The sequence below is a fragment of the Paenibacillus harenae genome (assembly GCF_030812415.1).
Classification (GTDB): domain Bacteria; phylum Bacillota; class Bacilli; order Paenibacillales; family Paenibacillaceae; genus Pristimantibacillus; species Pristimantibacillus harenae_A.
On the sequence record NZ_JAUSST010000004.1, the window covers coordinates 554,655 to 573,701 of the forward strand.

Here is a 19,047-nt window from a genome sequence, read left to right on the forward strand (position 1 = left end):
CTCGCTATCGTTACGTGGCTGTTCGTGCCTGCGGAGTTCACATTAGGGGAGCACAAGGTCGCTTCATATATGTTCATAACAGGCTTTGGCTCCGCTCTGATCCTGTGGGCAACCGGTCTGGCCATATGGCGGATAGGCAGAAGATTGGTCAGATGAGCCTGTTCAGCTAATAGTAAATCCTTATGATAGTATATAACCTTTAAACAATGTGTTTACAGGTTATAGGTCATGTGATATGATTGCATCGTAAAACCGGTAAAAACAAATTATACAAGTTATAATAATAGGGGGATGTTTGTATATGATCATTCAAAGATTGCCTTGGGCCGGTATCCGCATCTCAGAAGGCGACATTGTAATTGTCATCGATCCGATTTCCCGAATTCTCGAGGAGTTCGGCGGCGCTCATGAGCCCATGTATCCGCTTAGCTTTTTCGGCAATGCGGATGCTGTATTGATAACTCATTTGCATGAAGATCATTTCGACCCGGATGCGATTATCAAAGCTTATGGTGCTGCGATCCCTGTTTATGTGCCAAATGAAGTGGCGGAGACCGCCCGGGCTGCAGGCCTGACGAACGTAAACGGCGTGGCGGTCGGTACGTCTTTCGAGATCGGGGGCGATGTGAAGGTGACTGCACTTCCTTCCGTTGATGGTCTCGGAGACGTCCAGTCTGCTTGGGTCGTTGAGGGGGGCGGACGCAAGGTTATTCATTGCGGGGATACGCTGTGGCACGGCTTTTGGTGGGGATTTGCCAAAAATTACGGACCGTTCGATGCGGCTTTTTTACCGGTCAACGGTGCAGTGCTTAGACTGCCGGGAATGATGCCTAGCGGTCAGCCCATTTGCCTGACACCCGAGCAGGCCGTTGCTGCAGCCGCTATTCTCGGCGCCGTTAGGCTTGTGCCCATTCATTATGGAACTATGCAAAATCCGCCTATCTATAATGAGACCCCTGACATTGCGGACCGACTTGCGGCAGCTTCGGAAGGAAAAGTGAACATCAGCATGATAAAGGCTACGGAGACCGTAACTCTGTAGAGCCATGGCTGCATCACAGATGACTGAATGTGGAGGAGAATGGTTTATGGAACAAAAGGCCATTACACTCGGAGGTGCAGTATGGATCAATTTGGCCAATACGATCGTTATGCAAGACAATCAAAGTGTAGATGTTCTTGAAGATCCGAGTAACATGCTGCAATGGCTTGAGGGGAACGGATTGCTTGAAGGAGAACTCACAGTCGAATCGGGCAAGGCATCAATTCACTACGCACTAATATTGCTCCGAAACATTTGCCTGGAAGCAATCACCGATCTCCACGGGGAAGGTCGCTTGTCTGATCAAACATTTGCCAGACTCGCGAAGAAGTCAAGCGAGCTCATTGTGGACGTTCGGACGGAACGGTCGAACGACGTACCTTATCTAATCCACGAAGGTCGCAGTTCAGAGGACCGGATCAGTTATGCGGTATTGAAATCTCTGGTCGAAACGGTTGCCCAATATCCTCCGGAACGGATCCGGAAGTGCGAGCATGAATCCTGCATCCTCCATTTCGTTGACACGTCCAAAAGCGGTAAACGTCGTTGGTGCAGCATGGACCTTTGCGGCAATCGCCAGAAGGCGGCGGATTTTTACGCCAGACAAAAAGAACGATCAGGTAAATGAACGGAAATGAAATCTATAGCTAAGGAAACGTACGACAAATTACAGGTCTTAGCTGCAGCAAACACCGGCAGAGAAAATACAGTTTAATAGAAAATTTACCGCGATAACAGCCTTCTTGACTGTTACAATGATGAAAAACGGTCAATAAAGGGGATTTTCGATGAATACCGGCTTTCGGATCGATACCGAGACAAATAGGTGCCAAACGCTGAAGCAAACAAAGCAAGCAGCGCTTATTGCCTTACAGGAATACGAAGTAGACTGGAGTTCCATTCATTTCATTCAAGTATCCGAACATGTCACCTTCCGCATAGTGACCGACGAGGGAGAACAGTTCTTGCTCCGCATTCACCCACCGGGCAAACCGCGCGAGGAAACCATCTCCGAACTGGAATGGTTGTCGGAGATGAAGAGCAAGGGTCTTATATTGCCCGCAGCCGTGCCGAATCGGCAAGGAGCTTTCGTGACGGATGCGGCGACAAGCGACGGACTGCGGTTCTATTCGACCTTGTTGAGATGGATCGAGGGAGAACGCTTGGAGAAAGGGGCATTAACAGAGGAGGCAATCCGGAAAATGGGGGCGATGATGGCGAATCTTCACGAGGCAAGCACTGATTTTAGCCCATCCTCCGGCTTTGCGCGCCCTTCTTGGGGCAGCCAAAGTTTTGATCGGGACTGGGCGCATCTGAGTCTGCATCACAGACATTTCATTTCGGAAGAAGCGTTTGAGTTGTACTCCAAGGCCGCCAATAAAGCGGCAGATCGTCTCGGCACGTTCACAAGTCATGAACGGAACTACGGGATGATCCATGCAGACTTACATATTGGCAACGTCGTTTTTCGGGATGACGAACCGTATCCCATCGATTTCGGCAGGTGCGGCTTCGGCTATCATCTCTATGACATAGCTCAGTCGATCATGGGGCTGCTTCCATCGCAAAGAGCTTATTTCATCGAAGGATATGAAAGAATCAGACAACTGGACGACGAAGCCATTCCGAAGCTGGAGTGCTTCTTCATCGTGGCGATCATCGAGGCATACAGCTTCCATGCAGAGAATCCGCTTGAGACAGAAGGGTTGATTGAAGAGCAGCCCTATGCACAAGCGATACTGAAAGCCTATGTGGACGGGGCGCCGTTCTTGTTCCAGCCACTTGAGGTCTCTTAACTAATCCGGTCAGATCATTCTGGTATGTCCTATACGTATGGCAAGCGACAGGACCTACGACAAAAGATGTAGCGATTTCTACCCTGAATTACCGATGTCTCCCTTGAAATTTTTTGGTAGTATTAACCATAAAAAACTCGAGGAGCTGAAACGATGTTGAATCCAACCATTTTGAAGGACGGGTTATCGATTATTTCGTCATGCAAAAAAGAAACCGGCGATATTTGGCAGGCACATTTGGGCGCGGCTGCTATTGCCAGCTATTTTTTTGTTAAAGACAACGACTTTAATCACGATATGGCCCGACTCATTAATATGCAAGCCAAAGGGATGGTCGACAAGGTTATTGGCACGCGGCAGGAGCGCTCCGTCTCTGCGTGCGATGCGGAGAAAGCGACTGCAGCCATTCTTGGGGCGTTGGATAAAACGATCGATCAGCTCCATTGGGTTGGCCACAATGTCATTTATAGCGCGGCAAGTTTAAGGGCTATTCGGGAACTTAACGGTTGGGGAAGCGCCGACGACATAGCCGGAATAACCGGACTTATTAACAATTTTGAAAGGACGATTCCGGGGCGCTCATGGATCGGGTTTTCCGCTTCCGATGTGAAGAGGATGCCGATTGCAGACGAAGACGGATTTCCAACGCTATCGAATCCGAAAGAGCTTTCCACTTTAGTGCTGAACGAATTAGCCGAATTCTTGATTATCTATCGTGCCGAATCGCATCATGACTTGATCGGGCACATGCTGACTTTCTCCCATGCGTTGAACCTTTTGTTTGACCTTGGCCATGTTTCATTTTTCAAGAGAGGCGTGCAACCTGTTTTGAAGCTGATTAAAGCTTTGCGCAGCAGCAAGCATGTGAAACCGGAAGATTCGATAAGGCTGGTTTCCCCGGTTGATCATATGCCTCTGCAACGAGCGGCGCGCGCAGAGGTGCTTCCGACAGAGATCGCGTTTTGGACTAAAGATTATAGTGATCAAGAGTGGGATTACGGCCACGTTTTTAAATTCGCTGATAGTTTTTACGACCACTTACGGCGTGTAGAGGCAAAAAAGGATTCGTATATCGAAAATTTCAGGTATATTATCGCCAAATCGACCTAACCCGTAAAAAGCGTTCCAGAAACATAAACATCCATTACGCAACGGGTAACTTAGACTCAATGAACATTAGGACGAGGCTGCCGGCAAGCAACGGTGGCTTTTTTCTGTATGAACAAAATGGTTCATTCATCTCTTAATGAAACTATTCACGAAGGAAGTAAAGAAAATCGTAATTGATGAGTGCTTATGTTTGGTTCGGTGGGGATTCTGAGAGAGGTGTTAACTTGAAAAAAACATTCAAAATTATTTTAGCAATTGCAGTGGTTGCTCTTTTTTTATCAGTTGCATCCATTCCATTTATAAACGATTATATTGCATATTGCATAAAAAAGATTTAATAAGATTATCTTTGCCAGACAAAACCGAAATGGTAGATGCTATCATCAGCTGGAAAATTGACGGGAAATGGAAATGGGATGATGATGAAAGATTTTAATTGACAAGAATGAACTTCTTTATATATATTACGTGTATAATACAACAATTGATCAATACACCATTGGAGGTGGAGCCATGTGCAGAAGGAACAAGTTTTGCTATTAAGAGATACCGTCCAACAATTTATCAGATCGTTCGGGCTGCTGGAACAAACAACAACGCCTTGCGGCTTTTCGATGTCCTTATCCCAGGTGTTTGCAATTCAGGAACTGGAGAAACAAAGTTTAACGATTACGGAACTAGCCGAAAAGCTGCGACTCGAGAGAAGTTCAGTCAGCCGATTGGTTGATGGGCTTGTTAAAGGCGGATTTGTATCAAGGGAATTAAATGAGAATAATCGCCGTGAAGTTATTGTTGAGCTTACTGAAAAAGGAACGAATACAATTCGAAGAGTGCGTGACCAGTCGGTACAATTTTATAACGAGATTCTTGAAAACCTTTCTGAAACCGAGCAAATGATGTTTTATGAAGGAATACAGCGATTTACGGATTCACTAATGAGAGTGAGGGGAGAGCAATATGAATCATCGCCACGCACATAAGAATGATGCTGCATCGGCAGTAGCAACCTCTATTTCCTCGATTTTGCTATCGTTTCTAGCTTCTTCCCATCACTGGCTTCACACAGGGATTCTGTTAATTATGGGTGGTTCAACGAATATGATGGCCACCATGTCCGGGATTGTCTGGCTGAGAAGAACGATGATCCTTGTAACGGTGATTACGTCTTTCTATTCCGTTTACCGGTTGTTGAGACATAAGCGTATGCCGATCTGGATGAAACGGATGACTGTTATATCGTTAATTATTTCATTCGGCTTGATCGTGTACACCTTAATAAACCTTGGTTGGTAAGTCGTTCGTTTCCGATGTCACAAATCAGAGCCTTACATTGTTATATGTGCAAAATGCAGGGATTTAATAGGAGGCAAAACAAATGTTAAAGTTATTCGAGTATAACTGGCAAGTTCGAAAAGATTGGCTTGCTTGGTGCCAAGACGTTTCCGAAGAAGATCTGCTCAAGAAGCGGACCGGCGGGGTTGGAGGCATTTTGCACACGTTGTTTCATATTGCGGATGTGGAATTCAGCTGGATATCCGGTCTGCAAGGGAAGCCGGAGTTCACTGAGCCGTTCGAAGACTATGCAAGCTTGCAGAAAGTGACGGATTTATCAGCCAGGTTTCATGAGGAAGTTCGTCCTTTCGTCATGTCATGGACCAATGAAATGGAATCGATAGAGTTATCGGAAATAACATCTGCTGGGGAGACCGTTAACTTCAAATATGGGGAAGTCATGCGGCATGTCATCGCCCATGAAATCCACCATATCGGCCAATTATCCGTATGGTCGAGGGAAGTTGGCAAAGCCCCCGTAACGGCTAATCTCATTCGTCGAGGATTATTTTAACCGAATGACACCACCGCATTAAGCTGCACAAATAATACATATAAAGCAGCAGCGAAAAAAACAGTCCAACTAGACAAGTTGAACTGTTTTTTTATTTGCGGTTAAAACCGATCGCGGCCATGCGTTACCCGATATATACAACCGCGTCCCCGCGTCGAAACGCACCCGGCAGCTCTCTCTCCAGCAGCTCAAGCCTGCGAAGCATATGCTCCTGGGCGTCGCCGCTCATTTTAGAAGCTACCCAGTCCTTCAACAAGGATATTTCTTTCAGAATCGATTGCACATCCTCGCTTTCCACATCCGTTCCGCCTTGGAACAATGCGGTCCACTGGAGTCCCAGCTCCTCGGCCGCCGGCTCCCAGTACATTTTATAAAAGGCCTCCGTCGCAACCGGCAGCATGAACGAGCGTTCGAATTCGTCCTCGGGATCGATGATAAAAGCGCTAATCGACATCGTTACTTCACTCCAAATCTTATCGTAAATGTGTAATCCGGGAATTCCTGACGCAGACGGTTCAGGCTGTTCTCTGCCGCGGCGCGCAGCTCCGGCGTGTCTCCGTCAAGCTGGAACTGGAAGTTGCGGATTCCCTTGATTTCCTCCAAGGTCGGAATGTCGGATGTTCCGTCCGGCGTTGTCCGCGTACCGACCGCCTTTTCGATCAAGTTGTTGATCCGCGTTCGCGTTTTCTGGTAGAGCTGTTTATCCGTAAACTGCTGCGGCGTCTGCTGCGGCTTGCCGGTTTTGGGATGAATGCGATTCAATCCTTCGGCCGACTTGGCTTCATAGAAAATGCCGTTCTCGATGTCAATGCCGTCGAACTCTCCTAGCGCGCCATTTCGGCTGTCGTACAGTTCGACGCCTTTGTACTTCGCTTTACTCCAGTGCACGTAATCGTCAGAGTCTTTCGGCGGAGCCTGCTCTTGCTCGTCGGGATCGGGTTTCTCTTCAGGTTTATCCCCATCCGTCTTGCGGGGAACGTCCGGTTCAGGCTTGATCCGGCGCCCGAGCAGCTTCTCCAGCCATTCCTTGAGCCGCTCCTCGCCTTTTTTGGCCAAGCGGCCAAAAGGCACGCGGCTGAGCGCGAGTGCGAGCAAAGCCGCGGCGGCATTCTCGGGCGTGAGCAGCCGCTTCGGATCGCGGATGTTCTTCGCGATCTCATGGCCGCTTCCCGGGATGCTCGCCGCGGTCAGCGCGATGCCGAGCGCCGGCCAGAAGCCGACGAACAGCAGGGAGAGGACGAATGCCCCAAGCACGATGGCTCCCTTTTCCCGGAAGCTGAGGCGGTCCCACCAGTTTTGCAGCGAGTCGAACATGCAGGAGAAGCAAGCGTTGTCGTCAGGTTGCACAGGTGCCTGCCAATAGGCCGCGAAACCCGCAAACAGGCCTGTACCGATCAATAGCGCGATCAGACTTAGCCCTGCCGCCATCCGGTAATGATGCTGCATCCGGCCGCGCAAATCTTCTTGGACGGAAACGGCCTCGGTATTGCCGTACTGCAAAGAAAATCCCATTTCCCGGCGTTCCCTCGTCCAGGCCATGACGCTGGCGAATCTTTCCCTCCTCCGGAAGAAGGCCGCCGACATATGCCGCAGCTCGGTGAACGGGTCAATGAACCGTTCGCCCGCCATCATCGGGAGCAGGCTCCTTACCCGGTTGAGCGCGATGTAATCCAGAATCAACCCCAGTACTAGCATCAGCAGAAAAAAGTCCTTCGTTTGATAGCCGCTCCCGGTCCAATCGTGGATCTTCATAAACCAGTCCGGCAAAGAGTACTGACCATTATAAGCGGCATGGTCGAGGATCGACCAGGCGAGCAGCAGCGCAGGCAGGGAATAGATCGCATTCGTCAGCCGCTTTCGGAAGCGCACGGCCATCCCGATGCCGAGAGCGACCATCGCTGTGTGAACGGGATGGCTGACCGTCATGAGGCTCGGGAAAAAGCTTTCTTCGAACCGACCGGGAAATAGTGCCCAGAAATCCCAGTGGATCGTCTCTCCTCCCAGCATCGTCGTGCTGTAACCGTAGGTCCGACCAATGATCCCGGAGTTGAGCCACCTGCGGCCCAGCTCCTCCATGAGCTGGAAGCCGACGCCTGCAGCAGCTCCCGCCAGCGTATAGTCGCCCAGGCTCATCGATGAGGCCCGTCGCGAGAAGAAAAGATACAGACCCAGAGGAAGCAGCTTCCATACCTCCTCCACGATGGGGGTGACCACCGCGATCGACCAGGTGTCCGACGTCTTGCCGCCGATCAAGCCGTGTGCGGTCATAAGCGTCCATGCCGTAATCGGGATCACGAGAACGACACCGAGCAGCATGAACATGGCGGTCTTTTTCCAAGTAAAGGTTTTACTCCGGCATAATAGCCAGAACTGAAGCATTGCATAGAACGACCACAGGTACTGCACCAGCATCGTCCGCGAATCGCGAAAAAAGAACAAGCCCGCGATGAACAGAAGCAGCGACAGCCAGCACCATATCGCATAGACGGTTTTGAGCCACGGATAACGCTTCGGTATTTCTCGTGCGAATTGGCAAATAGCTTCCGCGTAGTCTCTGAGTCCGTTTCGGATCCGCCATATCGTATCCGTCTCAATCCCTCCTTACCAGACTTTCCCCGTTAAAGCCGGCAAATCCTCTTTCCAAATCATACTCGATAATCCGGTTATTGAATCATGAATAAGAAGAGTTTAATGAAAATTGGACTTTATTCCCAATCCAATCGGGTTCGGGGACTTGTTCAATATGTATTTGATGAGGCAGTTGGCATATTGCTAACCTGTCTCTTTCTTGTATGGATGACGAAGAAGTCCGAGCACTTTGTGTTAGGTATACGAAACCAGGAGGGATGGTGAGCATGAGCGACAATCCGTCTGTGTTGGTACTGGGCGTTTTTCATTTTCGTTATGCGGATGAGGGGATTCAATGTATATAAGAAAAGCTAGTTTAGAGGATGCAAAAGGTATTGCAAAGGTTCACGTTGATAGCAGGAAATCTACTCATAAACACATTATTTCTGATGAGTTTTTAAATAACTGTATTTGTCGCATTAAACAATGAGGAAGAAATCATAGGATTCGCAGATTGCGGAAAGAGAGGAAGCAACAATATCGCTAATCCCATCCCATGGGTACCGCCTGTAACGACGGCTTTCTTTCCCGTGAACTTGTTCATAATGAATCCTCCTTGAAAGGTTTGGTTATGACTTCGAACAAAGTTTAGGTGAAGACCCGCGAATTGGAAAGTACGCACTTTTTTGTGATAATAACACCAAATGGTTATATAGGCACCGATTGGTGCCTGCGGAACTAAAAAGTGCGTACTGTTCTAATAACCGTTTCTCTTCCATAATGAAACCTGAAACTCTTACTTTAAGGAAGGAAGGTATCCTAAATGAAAGTACTGACGGTTGTCGCGCATCCTAGAATAAATTCGCTGACCTTCGCAGCTGCGGATCGGTTCGCGCAAGGCCTTAAAGAAGCAGGTCATGAGACGGAGGTATTGGATTTGCATCGCAGCGGCTTCGATCCTGTACTGTGGGAAGCAGATGAGCCCGATTGGACAGGTAACCATAAGCGGTACTCCCCCGAGGTGGAGACGGAGATCGAACGAATGAAGAAGCACGATGCGCTGGCTTATATTTTCCCGCTATGGTGGTATAACATGCCTGCCATGTTAAAGGGGTATATTGACCGCGTATGGAACAACGGATTCGCGTATGGTTCAAGCAAACTTCATCATCAACATGTTTTGTGGCTAAGCCTGGCGGCTGCTTCTGCCGGACATCTGGAGAAAAGGGGTTATGACAAAATGATCACTCATTATCTCAACGTTGGTTTGGCTAACTATGCGGGGATTCCGAATTCAAAGGTCGAATTTTTATATGAAACATTAGAGGATAGGCCCGGGCATACGGAAGCGCTGCTTGCGCAAGCCTATAATTTGGGATTGAATTTCGCTAAAAACTAGAACGAAAAAATGAGCGCGGTTCACGTAGTGGGCCGGCTCATTGTTATGTTATTCACTCATCGCTGAGTCAGGAGTTTTGGTAAAATTTCCCCTGAATAAATTTTTCTCCCCATTCGCACATTTGATCCAGGATCGGTTGCAGCGACTCTCCTATTTCAGTCATTTCATAGACCACTTTCGGCGGTACTTGATTGAAGACCGTCCTGAAGATGATTCCATCATCCTCCAGCTCCCGCAGTTGCTGCGTTAACATTTTTTGCGTAATGTCCGGCATTGCCTTTTTAAGCTCGCTCGATCGTTTAGGTCCGTATGACAAGTGGCATAAAATCAGCGTCTTCCACTTGCCTCCTATAACTTCGATCGTTGCTTCCGCCGGGATAATGTATCTTCGCTTCGGTTGCGGTTCCATGAATGGTTTCCTCCTGTTTATAAACGTGAATTCAAAGGTACTTTTCGGTACCTATATTACTTTTCGGTGTTTATAGCACAATAAAGTGCGTTCTTCCTTATTTACATTATATGCTACATAATCCCCTTATACCATTACGAATGGATCGGAAGTCATGAATGGCTGTCGAGGCACGATTATGACTTGATGCAAGCCGATCTGAAAGGGGAAGTTTCGAAATGAAGAAAACAGAATCGAGTCTGGATGGAAATACGAGCGGTAAAGTATCTTGGGGGTTGCTCTTCGTTCTGTGCGGCGCCATTTTCCTTGAAGGAATCGACGTATCGATGATAAACGTAGCTCTACCGTCGATCCGCACCGAACTAGGCATGTCTACTAGCGCACTTAGTTGGGTAGTGAGTGCTTACGTGCTTGGTTACGGCGGCTTCATGCTGCTGGGAGGGAGGGCCGCAGATTTGCTTGGCAGACGGCGGATGTTCCTCGCCTGGCTCGGCATATTCCTTGTTTTCTCCGGCATAGGAGGATTCGCCACCGAGGGGTGGATGCTCATAGTCGCCCGGTTCGTGACAGGCGTGGCAGCTGCATTCATGACTCCTGCAGGGCTCTCGATCATCACGACGAGCTTTCCTGAAGGCCCGAAGCGCAACAAGGCGCTCTTGGTCTATGCAGGGACGGCGGCTGCCGGATTCTCGCTCGGTCTTGTCGTCGGGGGCCTGTTGACAGTGGTCGACTGGCGGTGGGTGTTCTATGCGCCTGTCATCCTGGCGTTAATCATTCTGCTTGCCGCCATCCGTCTCATCCCGCGTTCGGAAAGCCCGGAACGCTCGCCTCACGGCTTCGATTTCGGCGGAGCGATTACCATTACGGCGGCGATGCTTTTCCTTGTGTCAACGGCGGTTAATGCGCCCGAAGTGGAATGGGGATGGACAGTCGGAACGTTCATCGCGGGTCTTGCGTTTCTGGCAGCCTTTCTCGTAATCGAGCGGCGTTCTGCATCGCCGCTGATGCGGCTCGGCATCCTCCGTTCGGGCGCGCTAGTACGTGCCAATCTTGGCGCGGTTCTGTTAGCCGGCTCCTTCTTCGGCTTCCAGTTCGTCGTAGTCCTTTACCTGCAGGAGCTCCGCGGCTGGTCGGCGCTCGAGACCGGTCTTGCGCTTTTAGCTGTAGGTGTCGATGCTATATTGGCACCAACGGTCACGCCACGGCTTGTGAGCAGATTCGGCAACGCGAGGGTCATATTGGCGGGGCTAAGTCTTGCTGCAGTGTCCTATGCGCTGTTCTTACCGGTTCGACTCGACTGGAGCTATGCGGCCATGTTTCCGACCATGATTCTTACCGGCATCGCTTTTGCCCTGACCTATGGGCCGCTCACCATCGCAGCTACGGATGGTATCGCGGAAGGAGAACAAGGACTTGCCGGCGGTCTTCTTAGCACGTCGATTCAGTTCGGCGCAGCGCTCGGTCTTTCAGTAGTCACCGCCGTCAGCATCATCGCTGCTGGAGCCGATGGATCACCCCGGGCAACGTTGGAAGGCTTTCGAACGGCTCTATGGGTTCCGGTAGCCGCTGCTGTACTTGGTGCAGCCATCACTGCAATCGGCCTTCGCAAGCGCATTGTAGTACAACGGAACAATTAATGCACGAGTTCATCATCTAATTGAGGATCAGGTTGATAAGGCGTAATGAAATAAACGGACAAAAAATAGACTGCCGAGATTTTCTCGACAGTCTAAAGCCCTCCAAATTTCCGGAGGGCTCTTTTTTTTCATTTACTACCTTCTTGCTCCTAATTGTTGTTCTGCCAGCTGAACTAAAGTTCTTGTAATATTACCGCCAATCGTACCTGCCTCGCGAGTAGTTATATTTCCGTTGTAACCTTCCGTTAATTGAATTCCAAACTGTTGTGCTACTTCAAATTTCATTCGGTCAAGTGCTGCTTTAGCTTGCGGAACAACTAATTGATTTGAACTTCTTCTGCTCATGTATGCTCACCCCTATATTGGAATTGCATTTATTATGTGGAGTGATTGGTTATTTATACATCGTAAATTATATTTCAAAATTTTTTTGCGGCAACGTGCAGCGGAATTGATTCTGAACCCGTCTAATAGGGTGGAGGTGAGTGAAACGGTGAAGCTGGCCGGCCGAATCGACAGAGAAGGCTTCTCCATGGAACCTTCAGCAGCATTGGAGCAACTGATGTCCGCGTACGGGAACACCGTGCTCCGAACCGCTTATTTTTATATGAAAGATACACATATGGCGGAAGATATAAGTCAGGAAGTATTTATCCGGGCCTACCGGAACTGGTCGACATTTCGGGGAGAGAGCAGCGTGAAGACGTGGTTGACCCGAATAACCGTAAATCTATGCCGCGACAAGACAGGTTTAAAAATGTACGCCGAGCAGCCGACCGATCCGGGCTTGATGGAAAGGGGCCAAACGGTTAGCGTCGAGGAAGAAGTTTTGAAGCGAATGAGCAACAGTTTGATTTTCAAGCACGTCCTGAAGCTGTCGGAGCAAAATCAAGAGGTTCTTTATTTGTATTATTATTTGGACATGAACACGAGAGAAATTGCAGAAGCCACAGCCGCATCGGAGGGAACAATTCGAGGCAGGCTGCATCGGGCCAGACAGCAGCTAGAGGATTACTTGCGAAAGGAGGGACTGGATTCATGAATCAGGAGAAGCCGGGGCTTAGAGAAACATACAAGACAGAAGCCGATGAAACGTTATTTGCCGGCATGGAGTTTGACGAGAGGCTGAAGGAACGAGTGCGAAACAGCATTCATTCCGAACAAAAGCAAGATTTGCCGGATACTCCAAAACGGGTTCGCCGAAGCAAACGTTGGACGATCGGATTCATGACGGCGGCTGCGGCAATTCTCTTCGTTCTGGCTTCGCAACAATTAATGAATATGATTCCCGAGGATACGACTAATCTTTTGGTTGCTCCAGAGATCATAGAGGCCCCTGCGCCGCAAAGCGTCGCGGAAGCCGAAGCGCTGTTCGGAGAGAAGCTGTATATGCCGGCCGAAGTCCCTCAATCGTATCAGCTGCAGAAAGAGATTGGCGCATTTGGAGATAAGGACGGGATTATCGACAGGCTTATTTTCACTTACACGGGCAGCAACGGCGCTTTTTTATTCACCGTAGAAAAAACAGAAGCAACCGACGCGACCGCAGGTTTAGAAACGGTCCAGATCGGCGACCTGGTCGGTTATATCGACTCCTTGAAGGAGGACTATACCGTGCTCTACTGGGTGATGGAAGGCAGGCTTTATTCCATTATGGGAGATCTGACCCGCGGGGAAGCGCTTAGCGTCGCAGGCTCCGCAACAAAAACCAATTGACCAATACTAGGAGGAATACAATATGAAAATGATGGTAAACCATGTAAAAGTAAAATGGGCAGCTAAATTAATGATCGCCGCCAGTATCGCCCTCGTGCCGATTGCTGCAGGACCGGCAGTTGGATCCGTATATGCAGCCGAGCAAAATTCGGATGGTTATGCAAGCAGCGAGCTGAAAGAAATGCATGCGAAGGTCGATGCTTATGTGTTCGTCGACCATGCCGATGAGCTGGCCGAGAAAGGGATCCAAGTGACGAATACCGGTCCGGTTGGCGATTTCATTGAAATCGGCATTCAGGACTTCACGGAAGAGAAAGCAGCCTATCTTAATGCGGCGTTCGACTCGGAGCTTGTCAAGGTTGTCGAGGGTGTTCAAGCAGTGACGCTGAACAATACGCTGCAAATGGCGACCGATAATGAAATGAGCACGACTAGCGTTGATGCCCCGGCTGCGGATTCATCGGAAATGGCCGTTTCAACGGCAGCGGATACGGGCACTTCGGCGGCGGAAGCAAACGTTCAAAACGCTGCATCGGGCTCGATGACGGGCTGGATCGTTGTCATTGCGGCGGCTGCACTGGCGGCTTTTGCATTCGCAAGCCGTAAGCTGAAGCTTTCTAAGAAATAATCCCTAATCCGTATGAAACGGATTAGAATGAGAAAAAGGTTGATCATCCCGTTCGGGAGATCAACCTTTTTTCTCATTTGGACAGTGAGCCAGTTATCGTTTCCGACCAACCGATCGCCGCCGGAATATACAATTTCTTCAATTCCAATGAATTATCGGAATTGTGCATCCGGTGGAGGATGTATCAATTGAGCCGCCTCTTCACCAGGGTTATGATGACCGTGACTATAAGAAGAGGGGGCGGGAGTATTGATTTAGACGTATCGGAAAAGGGAATGGGATGGATAATCGAACAATAATTTATGAGCTTACGGGTCCGGGAACATTCTATGACGCGCTTACGACAGCGGGGGACACGCCTCGTACCATCGTATTCGATATATCTGGAGAAATCACCACCCCCCAGATTATATTGAAAAACAAGTCCAACATCACCATAGCGGGGCAGACTGCGCCGGGAGACGGCGTAACCATCCTATCTAACAATATTCGGTTCTATGACTGCAGCGACATCATTATTAGGTATGCGAATGAAGAGCGGGGCGCCATCGGTAGTCTTCGAATCCCCGGCCGTTGGATCAGACTTGAATGACGGCTATGCAGAACGATAGCGACTTAACGATCCATTTGGTTATAAGGTAGAGTGTTCGAGAGCTAAGGATCGGCATAAACTACATAAATGCAAAAAGGAGGGCGAGTTTACCCTATGCGCTATACAGTAAGGTATTTACCCCTTAACAGAATTAAACCCGGCGACATGTCCGCCAAAATTACTCAACGGATCAAGGAATTGCGTAAAACGGCCCAGGATTGCATGCACATGCTCATTGTTCGCAAGAGCAAAAAAGAGGGTGGTTACCTTGTAATAAGCGGGCACAGTCATTTTGATTACCTCAAAAAGCATACTAATAAAAAAAACGTTGCATGTCTGGTCGATGAAAGCAAGGTTTCCTCTAAGCTATCTTCGCTTATTCACCATTTCAGGAAGCAAAAACTGGCTAATCATGTTCCCTATGCCAATCCTGAACGGCTAGTCGGAAGCAGTTGGTCCATTATAAAAAGATTCCTCAAACAAGATCCGCGTTTCAAAAACTTATCTCGGTCTCAAAAAATAAAAGTTCTCCGATTAGGACTGCAATATAAAAAAACGACAATAACCTCAATGAAGGCCAAAGTCGACGAGTTCCTGAAATAATTATGTTCCCATAATGAAGGCCAGGATATCTCGATCGAGAGCTCTGGCCTTATTCGAGTCAATGAAATCCGCTACGTTAAAATGGCTAGATATGCCGTGACTGCTCGACCAGCTTCCTTGCTTCGTGCCGGGTCATGACTTGGAGCTTATTCAGAATGTTCGACACGTTGTTGGCAACGGTCTTGGCACTGATGTGGAGGCGGTCGGCAATCTGGGCATTAGTGTCTCCGAGTGCGATTCTGGCCAAAATTTCCGCTTCGCGGCGGGTTAATTCGGCAAAGGCCGGATCTCGCAGCAGTCCATGCCTTCCGATTCCTTGTTCCCCCGCCTCTTCGCCATGGGAAGCCGTCGCTGCTTGCGGGTCCTGCGTGGCAAAATAATGCATCATCCTCTCCGCGATTCCCGTACTGAATACGGCGCGTCCGCTTCCCACCATACGAATCGCCTGAAGCAGTTCCTCCTCATCCGCATCCTTCAACACGTAACCCTTGGCGCCAACTCTCATGGCGGTGAAGACCGACTGATCATCCTGAAACATCGTAAGGATCAATACTTCGGTACCCGGATATTGTTCTCTAATCCGTTCGGTCGCCTCGATGCCATTCATTCCGGGCATGCGGATATCCATCAGAATAAGGTCGGGCTGCAGCTCGCCTGCCAGCTTCACCGCTTCGTCGCCTTCGGACGCTTCCCCGACAACTTCCAAATCGTCCGTCGTCGCCAGCAAGCTGCGAACGCCGCCCCGAAACATCGGGTGATCCTCGGCTATAATGATTCTCATCAGTCCCATCCTCCTTCTCTATTGCAAAGGCAGCATCGCGCGTACCCTCGTTCCTCCCGTGTCCAGCGGTTCAATCACGCATTCTCCGCCGATCTCCGCAGCCCGCTCGCGCATGGATATGAGCCCGATACCGCCGGTCGTCCCCGTCAAAGGCGGACGCCCCGTCGAGCCGATGCCTATACCGTCGTCTGTCACTTCCACCAGCAGTCGACCGTCCTCCGTTACGGCCAGCACGACTTGGCAGACGGTCGCATCCGCATGCTTCACCGCATTTACCATCGACTCCGTCACAATCCGGTAGACGGCAACTTCGACCGCGGCACGCAATGATGGCAGGACCGACGGAGCTTTGATCTGCATATGCAGCCGCTTTGCCCACGAACCGTCCGGGCTTAGCCGGGAAGGCTTCGCCATCTCGTCCATCCGTGCGCGGATCGCGCCGACAAGACCGAGTTCATCGAGCGCAGGGGGCCGTAAATCGTTCACCAGGGAGCGAATATCTTGGACCGTCGCTCGAATGACTTGGCTGAGCTCATCCATCTTAGCGACCGCAACGGCAGGATCCTTGTCGATGTATTTGCGCGCTATCGCCACGTTAAGCGCCAGTGCCGCCAATCTCGGCGCTAGATCGTCGTGCAAATTGTTGCGGATTCGTCGGCGTTCCTCTTCCCGGGCGAGCACCAGCTTTTCGCGGGAATCCTGAAGATCCTCCGCCAGCCGCCTCATCCCCTGCAGCATATCCGCATTGTTCACAAGCGGCCCGGCTTGCCGAAGCAGTACTTCAAGGAAAATATGGTCCTCCGGTGAAAAGTTTTCCCCCGCCGAGCGATTCGCCGCATACAACGTGCCAATCGATTTACCCCGATAGACGATCGGATAGGCATGCAGTTCAAGCCCTTCTTTGCGCTCGCCCGCTTCGGCTATTATGGCCTCTTGCCCTTCGATGTCTATCGCAATGCCGGCATAAGGCAAACGAAGCGCGCCTTGAACCTGACGGGCAATCGCCGTAAGCATCGCATCGGGCGCGAGCGGCTGCATCATCTGGCTGCCTAGCTCTAACAGAACGGCGTACGGATCATCATGACGGCCTTTCATCAGCCGATTCACCTGTCGTTGAAGCCATTCCTTAAGGGGCGCGAACGCTACCGCGACAAGCGCCGTTGCAATCATAGAGACGACATAATGGTTCAATGATACAAACTGCTTCCCGAGATAAAGCACAACGGCGGTATAGAGCAGGACAATGCATACGGTCAGCGCGCCATAGACGATCGTCCGGTTAACGAGGGGATTAATGTCCCATAGCCTCCGCCTGAGAACGGCGAGCGTAAGGGTAACGGGCAGAGCCGACAGACAAAGGTGAAGCGCCGCATTTAAATAGAGGAAGTAAGCGGCATTGCCGTTATAGAAAGCGGGGTTGAACAGCATGCTGATCACCGCAAATCCTATGAAGCAGACCGCAACGCCGTAGACAACCCACTTGGTCTGCTGACGCTGCTCGGGCGAAGAGATTCGCCTGAAACGGTGCACCTGGGCATAGATCAGGAGAAACGTCGTCGACAAATACCAGATGAACTGAATGTACATAGGGAAATGAAGTTTTTGCCACAAGCTCCCTTCGAAGAAGATGTTCGCGATATCCACGAACGCTATGAGCGCCATGACGAACCTCGACCATGAAGGAACGAATGAACCGTTCGGGAAAAGCAGGCAGAACAACGATATCGCGATCCAACCTGCGGCAGCTACCCCAAGGAACCAGTAATGAGTGAATGCCGCTTCCGCCGATCCGACCACGACGAGCGACGGAAAAGAAGTGCCGAAGGCGATCATCGCCAGCGCGGCGAGTAAACCCATCGGTTCCCGTGCGCTTTTCCACAGAAGAATCAGGGCTGACGAATAGAACACCAGCGTGTAGGAACAGTCGATCGCTACTTGGAGGAATGCAATCTCCGTTATGGTGAGGCCCCCGGGTTCCAAGGTCAAGGCAGGAATCGACGCTCCGCATCCGTTCGAGATGCATTGCGACAGCAGCGCTTCGTAATAGATAGGAATGCAGCTTGCATATAAGGTTGCTGTAACGATAAAAAACAGTCCGACAAAGACTTGATAGGCTCTAATTTTTTTCATGTTTTTATTATAGCGGTCGAAGGTTGTTTTGAATATGAGAGGGTTGCGAATTCCCGTCCGCATTCCCGAATTTCCCGAATTCGGGAATCGGCAGTTTCCCGTAAAATGGGGTATTCAATGCCCTGTTGCCCGTGATTCCCGCGCGTATAGGATTAAGGCAAGCAAATCAATCGAAGACGAGGAGAATGAAAAATGAATGAGTTACGGGCATTAAGGTGGCTGGGCCTGATCTGCTTGCTGGCGGGGATCGCGAGAATCGGCATGACGCCTACGGCGATCATCTGGGGAACGGACAGTATGCAGGAGCTTTCCTTCGGGTATGCGGCATGCATTCTTATGGCGGTCGGCTCGATCGCCGGTTATCTCGTGCAATCGAAGGAAACCGGCTTGCTTGGATTTATTAGCGTACTCGGCATTACGATCGGCAACGTTTTGACAACGGCTTTGTTGTTTGCCGTGTTCATCCTGGGGCCATCCGCCCCGAAAACCGACAGTTTGGTTATGGCGATTACCGGCATGGGCAGCATGATCGGTCTAACCGGAGGCACGCTGCTATTCGCCATCATGACGTTCCGCGCCAAGGTATTCCCCCGTTGGGTGGCGGGCTTATACATGCTCATGCTCCTCGGCGCATTCCTTCCGGTGGAGGACAACGTATACTTCGCTTTCTTCTGGGGACTCGCTTACGTCGGAATGGGCTTTTGCATTTGGACCGGAAGATTGACGCCCCGGTCACAGCGGGAATCGCTTGCTGCAGGACGGTAATTTATGCAAAAACGATTAAGAAAGT

General features: G+C 50.1%; 22 protein-coding genes. 15 read left to right on the plus strand and 7 right to left on the minus strand.

Annotated features, from left to right (window positions below; all coding sequences use genetic code 11):
• Positions 1-301 precede the first annotated feature (301 nt).
• From J2T14_RS17420 to J2T14_RS17450, 7 genes are all read left to right on the plus strand, one after another.
• A complete protein-coding gene (locus J2T14_RS17420) occupies positions 302-1,042 on the plus strand; it encodes an MBL fold metallo-hydrolase (protein WP_307472705.1) in 741 nt (246 codons plus the stop codon).
• Between the two features lie 46 nt (positions 1,043-1,088).
• Positions 1,089-1,670: a CGNR zinc finger domain-containing protein gene (locus J2T14_RS17425; protein ID WP_307472707.1), complete on the plus strand. Its 582-nt coding sequence runs from the start codon at positions 1,089-1,091 to the stop codon at positions 1,668-1,670.
• Between the two features lie 160 nt (positions 1,671-1,830).
• Positions 1,831-2,838, plus strand: coding sequence for a phosphotransferase enzyme family protein (locus J2T14_RS17430; RefSeq protein WP_307472709.1), 1,008 nt, complete (start codon positions 1,831-1,833; stop codon positions 2,836-2,838).
• A 153-nt stretch (positions 2,839-2,991) separates the two neighbouring features.
• Positions 2,992-3,948, plus strand: a complete 957-nt coding sequence (locus J2T14_RS17435; protein ID WP_307472710.1) for a hypothetical protein — start codon at positions 2,992-2,994, stop codon at positions 3,946-3,948.
• Positions 3,949-4,463: 515 nt separating this feature from the next.
• Positions 4,464-4,928, plus strand: coding sequence for a MarR family winged helix-turn-helix transcriptional regulator (locus tag J2T14_RS17440; RefSeq protein WP_307205264.1), 465 nt, complete (start codon positions 4,464-4,466; stop codon positions 4,926-4,928).
• The gene (locus tag J2T14_RS17445; protein WP_307472712.1) at positions 4,906-5,241 is read left to right on the plus strand and encodes a hypothetical protein; all 336 of its coding nucleotides are present in this window, start codon (positions 4,906-4,908) and stop codon (positions 5,239-5,241) included. Before J2T14_RS17440 ends, J2T14_RS17445 begins: the two co-directional genes overlap by 23 nt.
• A gap of 82 nt (positions 5,242-5,323) precedes the next feature.
• Entirely contained in the window at positions 5,324-5,794 is a 471-nt protein-coding gene (locus J2T14_RS17450; protein ID WP_307472714.1) for a DinB family protein, read from the plus strand.
• A gap of 124 nt (positions 5,795-5,918) precedes the next feature.
• Here J2T14_RS17450 and J2T14_RS17455 read toward each other — a convergent pair whose 3' ends face one another.
• The 3 genes from J2T14_RS17455 to J2T14_RS17465 all read right to left on the minus strand — a co-directional run bounded on the left by J2T14_RS17455 (position 5,919) and on the right by J2T14_RS17465 (position 8,966).
• The gene (locus J2T14_RS17455) at positions 5,919-6,248 is read right to left on the minus strand and encodes a hypothetical protein (protein WP_307472715.1); all 330 of its coding nucleotides are present in this window, start codon (positions 6,246-6,248) and stop codon (positions 5,919-5,921) included.
• 2 nt (positions 6,249-6,250) lie between these two features.
• Complete coding sequence (locus J2T14_RS17460; protein WP_307472717.1) at positions 6,251-8,206, minus strand: PrsW family intramembrane metalloprotease; 1,956 nt, start codon at positions 8,204-8,206, stop codon at positions 6,251-6,253.
• A 613-nt stretch (positions 8,207-8,819) separates the two neighbouring features.
• A complete protein-coding gene (locus tag J2T14_RS17465; RefSeq protein ID WP_307472719.1) occupies positions 8,820-8,966 on the minus strand; it encodes a hypothetical protein in 147 nt (48 codons plus the stop codon).
• A 219-nt stretch (positions 8,967-9,185) separates the two neighbouring features.
• Between J2T14_RS17465 and J2T14_RS17470 the strand changes: the two genes are divergently transcribed.
• Positions 9,186-9,761, plus strand: coding sequence for an NAD(P)H oxidoreductase (locus J2T14_RS17470; protein WP_307472721.1), 576 nt, complete (start codon positions 9,186-9,188; stop codon positions 9,759-9,761).
• A 67-nt stretch (positions 9,762-9,828) separates the two neighbouring features.
• Here J2T14_RS17470 and J2T14_RS17475 read toward each other — a convergent pair whose 3' ends face one another.
• Positions 9,829-10,170, minus strand: coding sequence for a winged helix-turn-helix transcriptional regulator (locus J2T14_RS17475; RefSeq protein ID WP_307472723.1), 342 nt, complete (start codon positions 10,168-10,170; stop codon positions 9,829-9,831).
• 218 nt (positions 10,171-10,388) lie between these two features.
• On the opposite strand from J2T14_RS17475, the gene J2T14_RS17480 reads away from it, so the two are divergent.
• Positions 10,389-11,807 (plus strand): MFS transporter, encoded by a 1,419-nt coding sequence (locus tag J2T14_RS17480; protein ID WP_307472725.1) that lies wholly within the window; start codon positions 10,389-10,391, stop codon positions 11,805-11,807.
• A 135-nt stretch (positions 11,808-11,942) separates the two neighbouring features.
• Here the strand turns inward: J2T14_RS17480 and J2T14_RS17485 are convergent, their stop codons facing one another.
• A complete protein-coding gene (locus J2T14_RS17485) occupies positions 11,943-12,152 on the minus strand; it encodes an alpha/beta-type small acid-soluble spore protein (protein WP_307200073.1) in 210 nt (69 codons plus the stop codon).
• A gap of 148 nt (positions 12,153-12,300) precedes the next feature.
• Between J2T14_RS17485 and J2T14_RS17490 the strand changes: the two genes are divergently transcribed.
• From J2T14_RS17490 to J2T14_RS17510, 5 genes are all read left to right on the plus strand, one after another.
• Positions 12,301-12,849 (plus strand): sigma-70 family RNA polymerase sigma factor, encoded by a 549-nt coding sequence (locus tag J2T14_RS17490; protein ID WP_307472727.1) that lies wholly within the window; start codon positions 12,301-12,303, stop codon positions 12,847-12,849.
• On the plus strand, positions 12,846-13,523 hold the full coding sequence (locus J2T14_RS17495) for a hypothetical protein (protein ID WP_307472730.1): 678 nt from the start codon (positions 12,846-12,848) through the stop codon (positions 13,521-13,523). Before J2T14_RS17490 ends, J2T14_RS17495 begins: the two co-directional genes overlap by 4 nt.
• A gap of 22 nt (positions 13,524-13,545) precedes the next feature.
• The gene (locus J2T14_RS17500) at positions 13,546-14,151 is read left to right on the plus strand and encodes a hypothetical protein (RefSeq protein ID WP_307472732.1); all 606 of its coding nucleotides are present in this window, start codon (positions 13,546-13,548) and stop codon (positions 14,149-14,151) included.
• Positions 14,152-14,431: 280 nt separating this feature from the next.
• Positions 14,432-14,743 (plus strand): hypothetical protein, encoded by a 312-nt coding sequence (locus J2T14_RS17505; RefSeq protein ID WP_307472735.1) that lies wholly within the window; start codon positions 14,432-14,434, stop codon positions 14,741-14,743.
• 114 nt (positions 14,744-14,857) lie between these two features.
• The gene (locus J2T14_RS17510; protein WP_307472738.1) at positions 14,858-15,346 is read left to right on the plus strand and encodes a hypothetical protein; all 489 of its coding nucleotides are present in this window, start codon (positions 14,858-14,860) and stop codon (positions 15,344-15,346) included.
• Positions 15,347-15,431: 85 nt separating this feature from the next.
• Here J2T14_RS17510 and J2T14_RS17515 read toward each other — a convergent pair whose 3' ends face one another.
• Together J2T14_RS17515 and J2T14_RS17520 are read right to left on the minus strand one after the other, a co-directional pair.
• Complete coding sequence (locus J2T14_RS17515) at positions 15,432-16,127, minus strand: response regulator transcription factor (protein ID WP_307472740.1); 696 nt, start codon at positions 16,125-16,127, stop codon at positions 15,432-15,434.
• A gap of 18 nt (positions 16,128-16,145) precedes the next feature.
• Positions 16,146-18,320 (minus strand): GAF domain-containing sensor histidine kinase, encoded by a 2,175-nt coding sequence (locus J2T14_RS17520; protein WP_307472742.1) that lies wholly within the window; start codon positions 18,318-18,320, stop codon positions 16,146-16,148.
• A gap of 129 nt (positions 18,321-18,449) precedes the next feature.
• Here J2T14_RS17520 and J2T14_RS17525 point away from each other — a divergent pair, with 129 nt between their 5' ends.
• Positions 18,450-19,022 carry a hypothetical protein gene (locus tag J2T14_RS17525; protein ID WP_307472744.1) on the plus strand — a complete coding sequence of 191 codons (573 nt, stop codon included), beginning with the start codon at positions 18,450-18,452 and terminating at the stop codon, positions 19,020-19,022.
• The last annotated feature ends 25 nt before the right edge of the window (positions 19,023-19,047 follow it).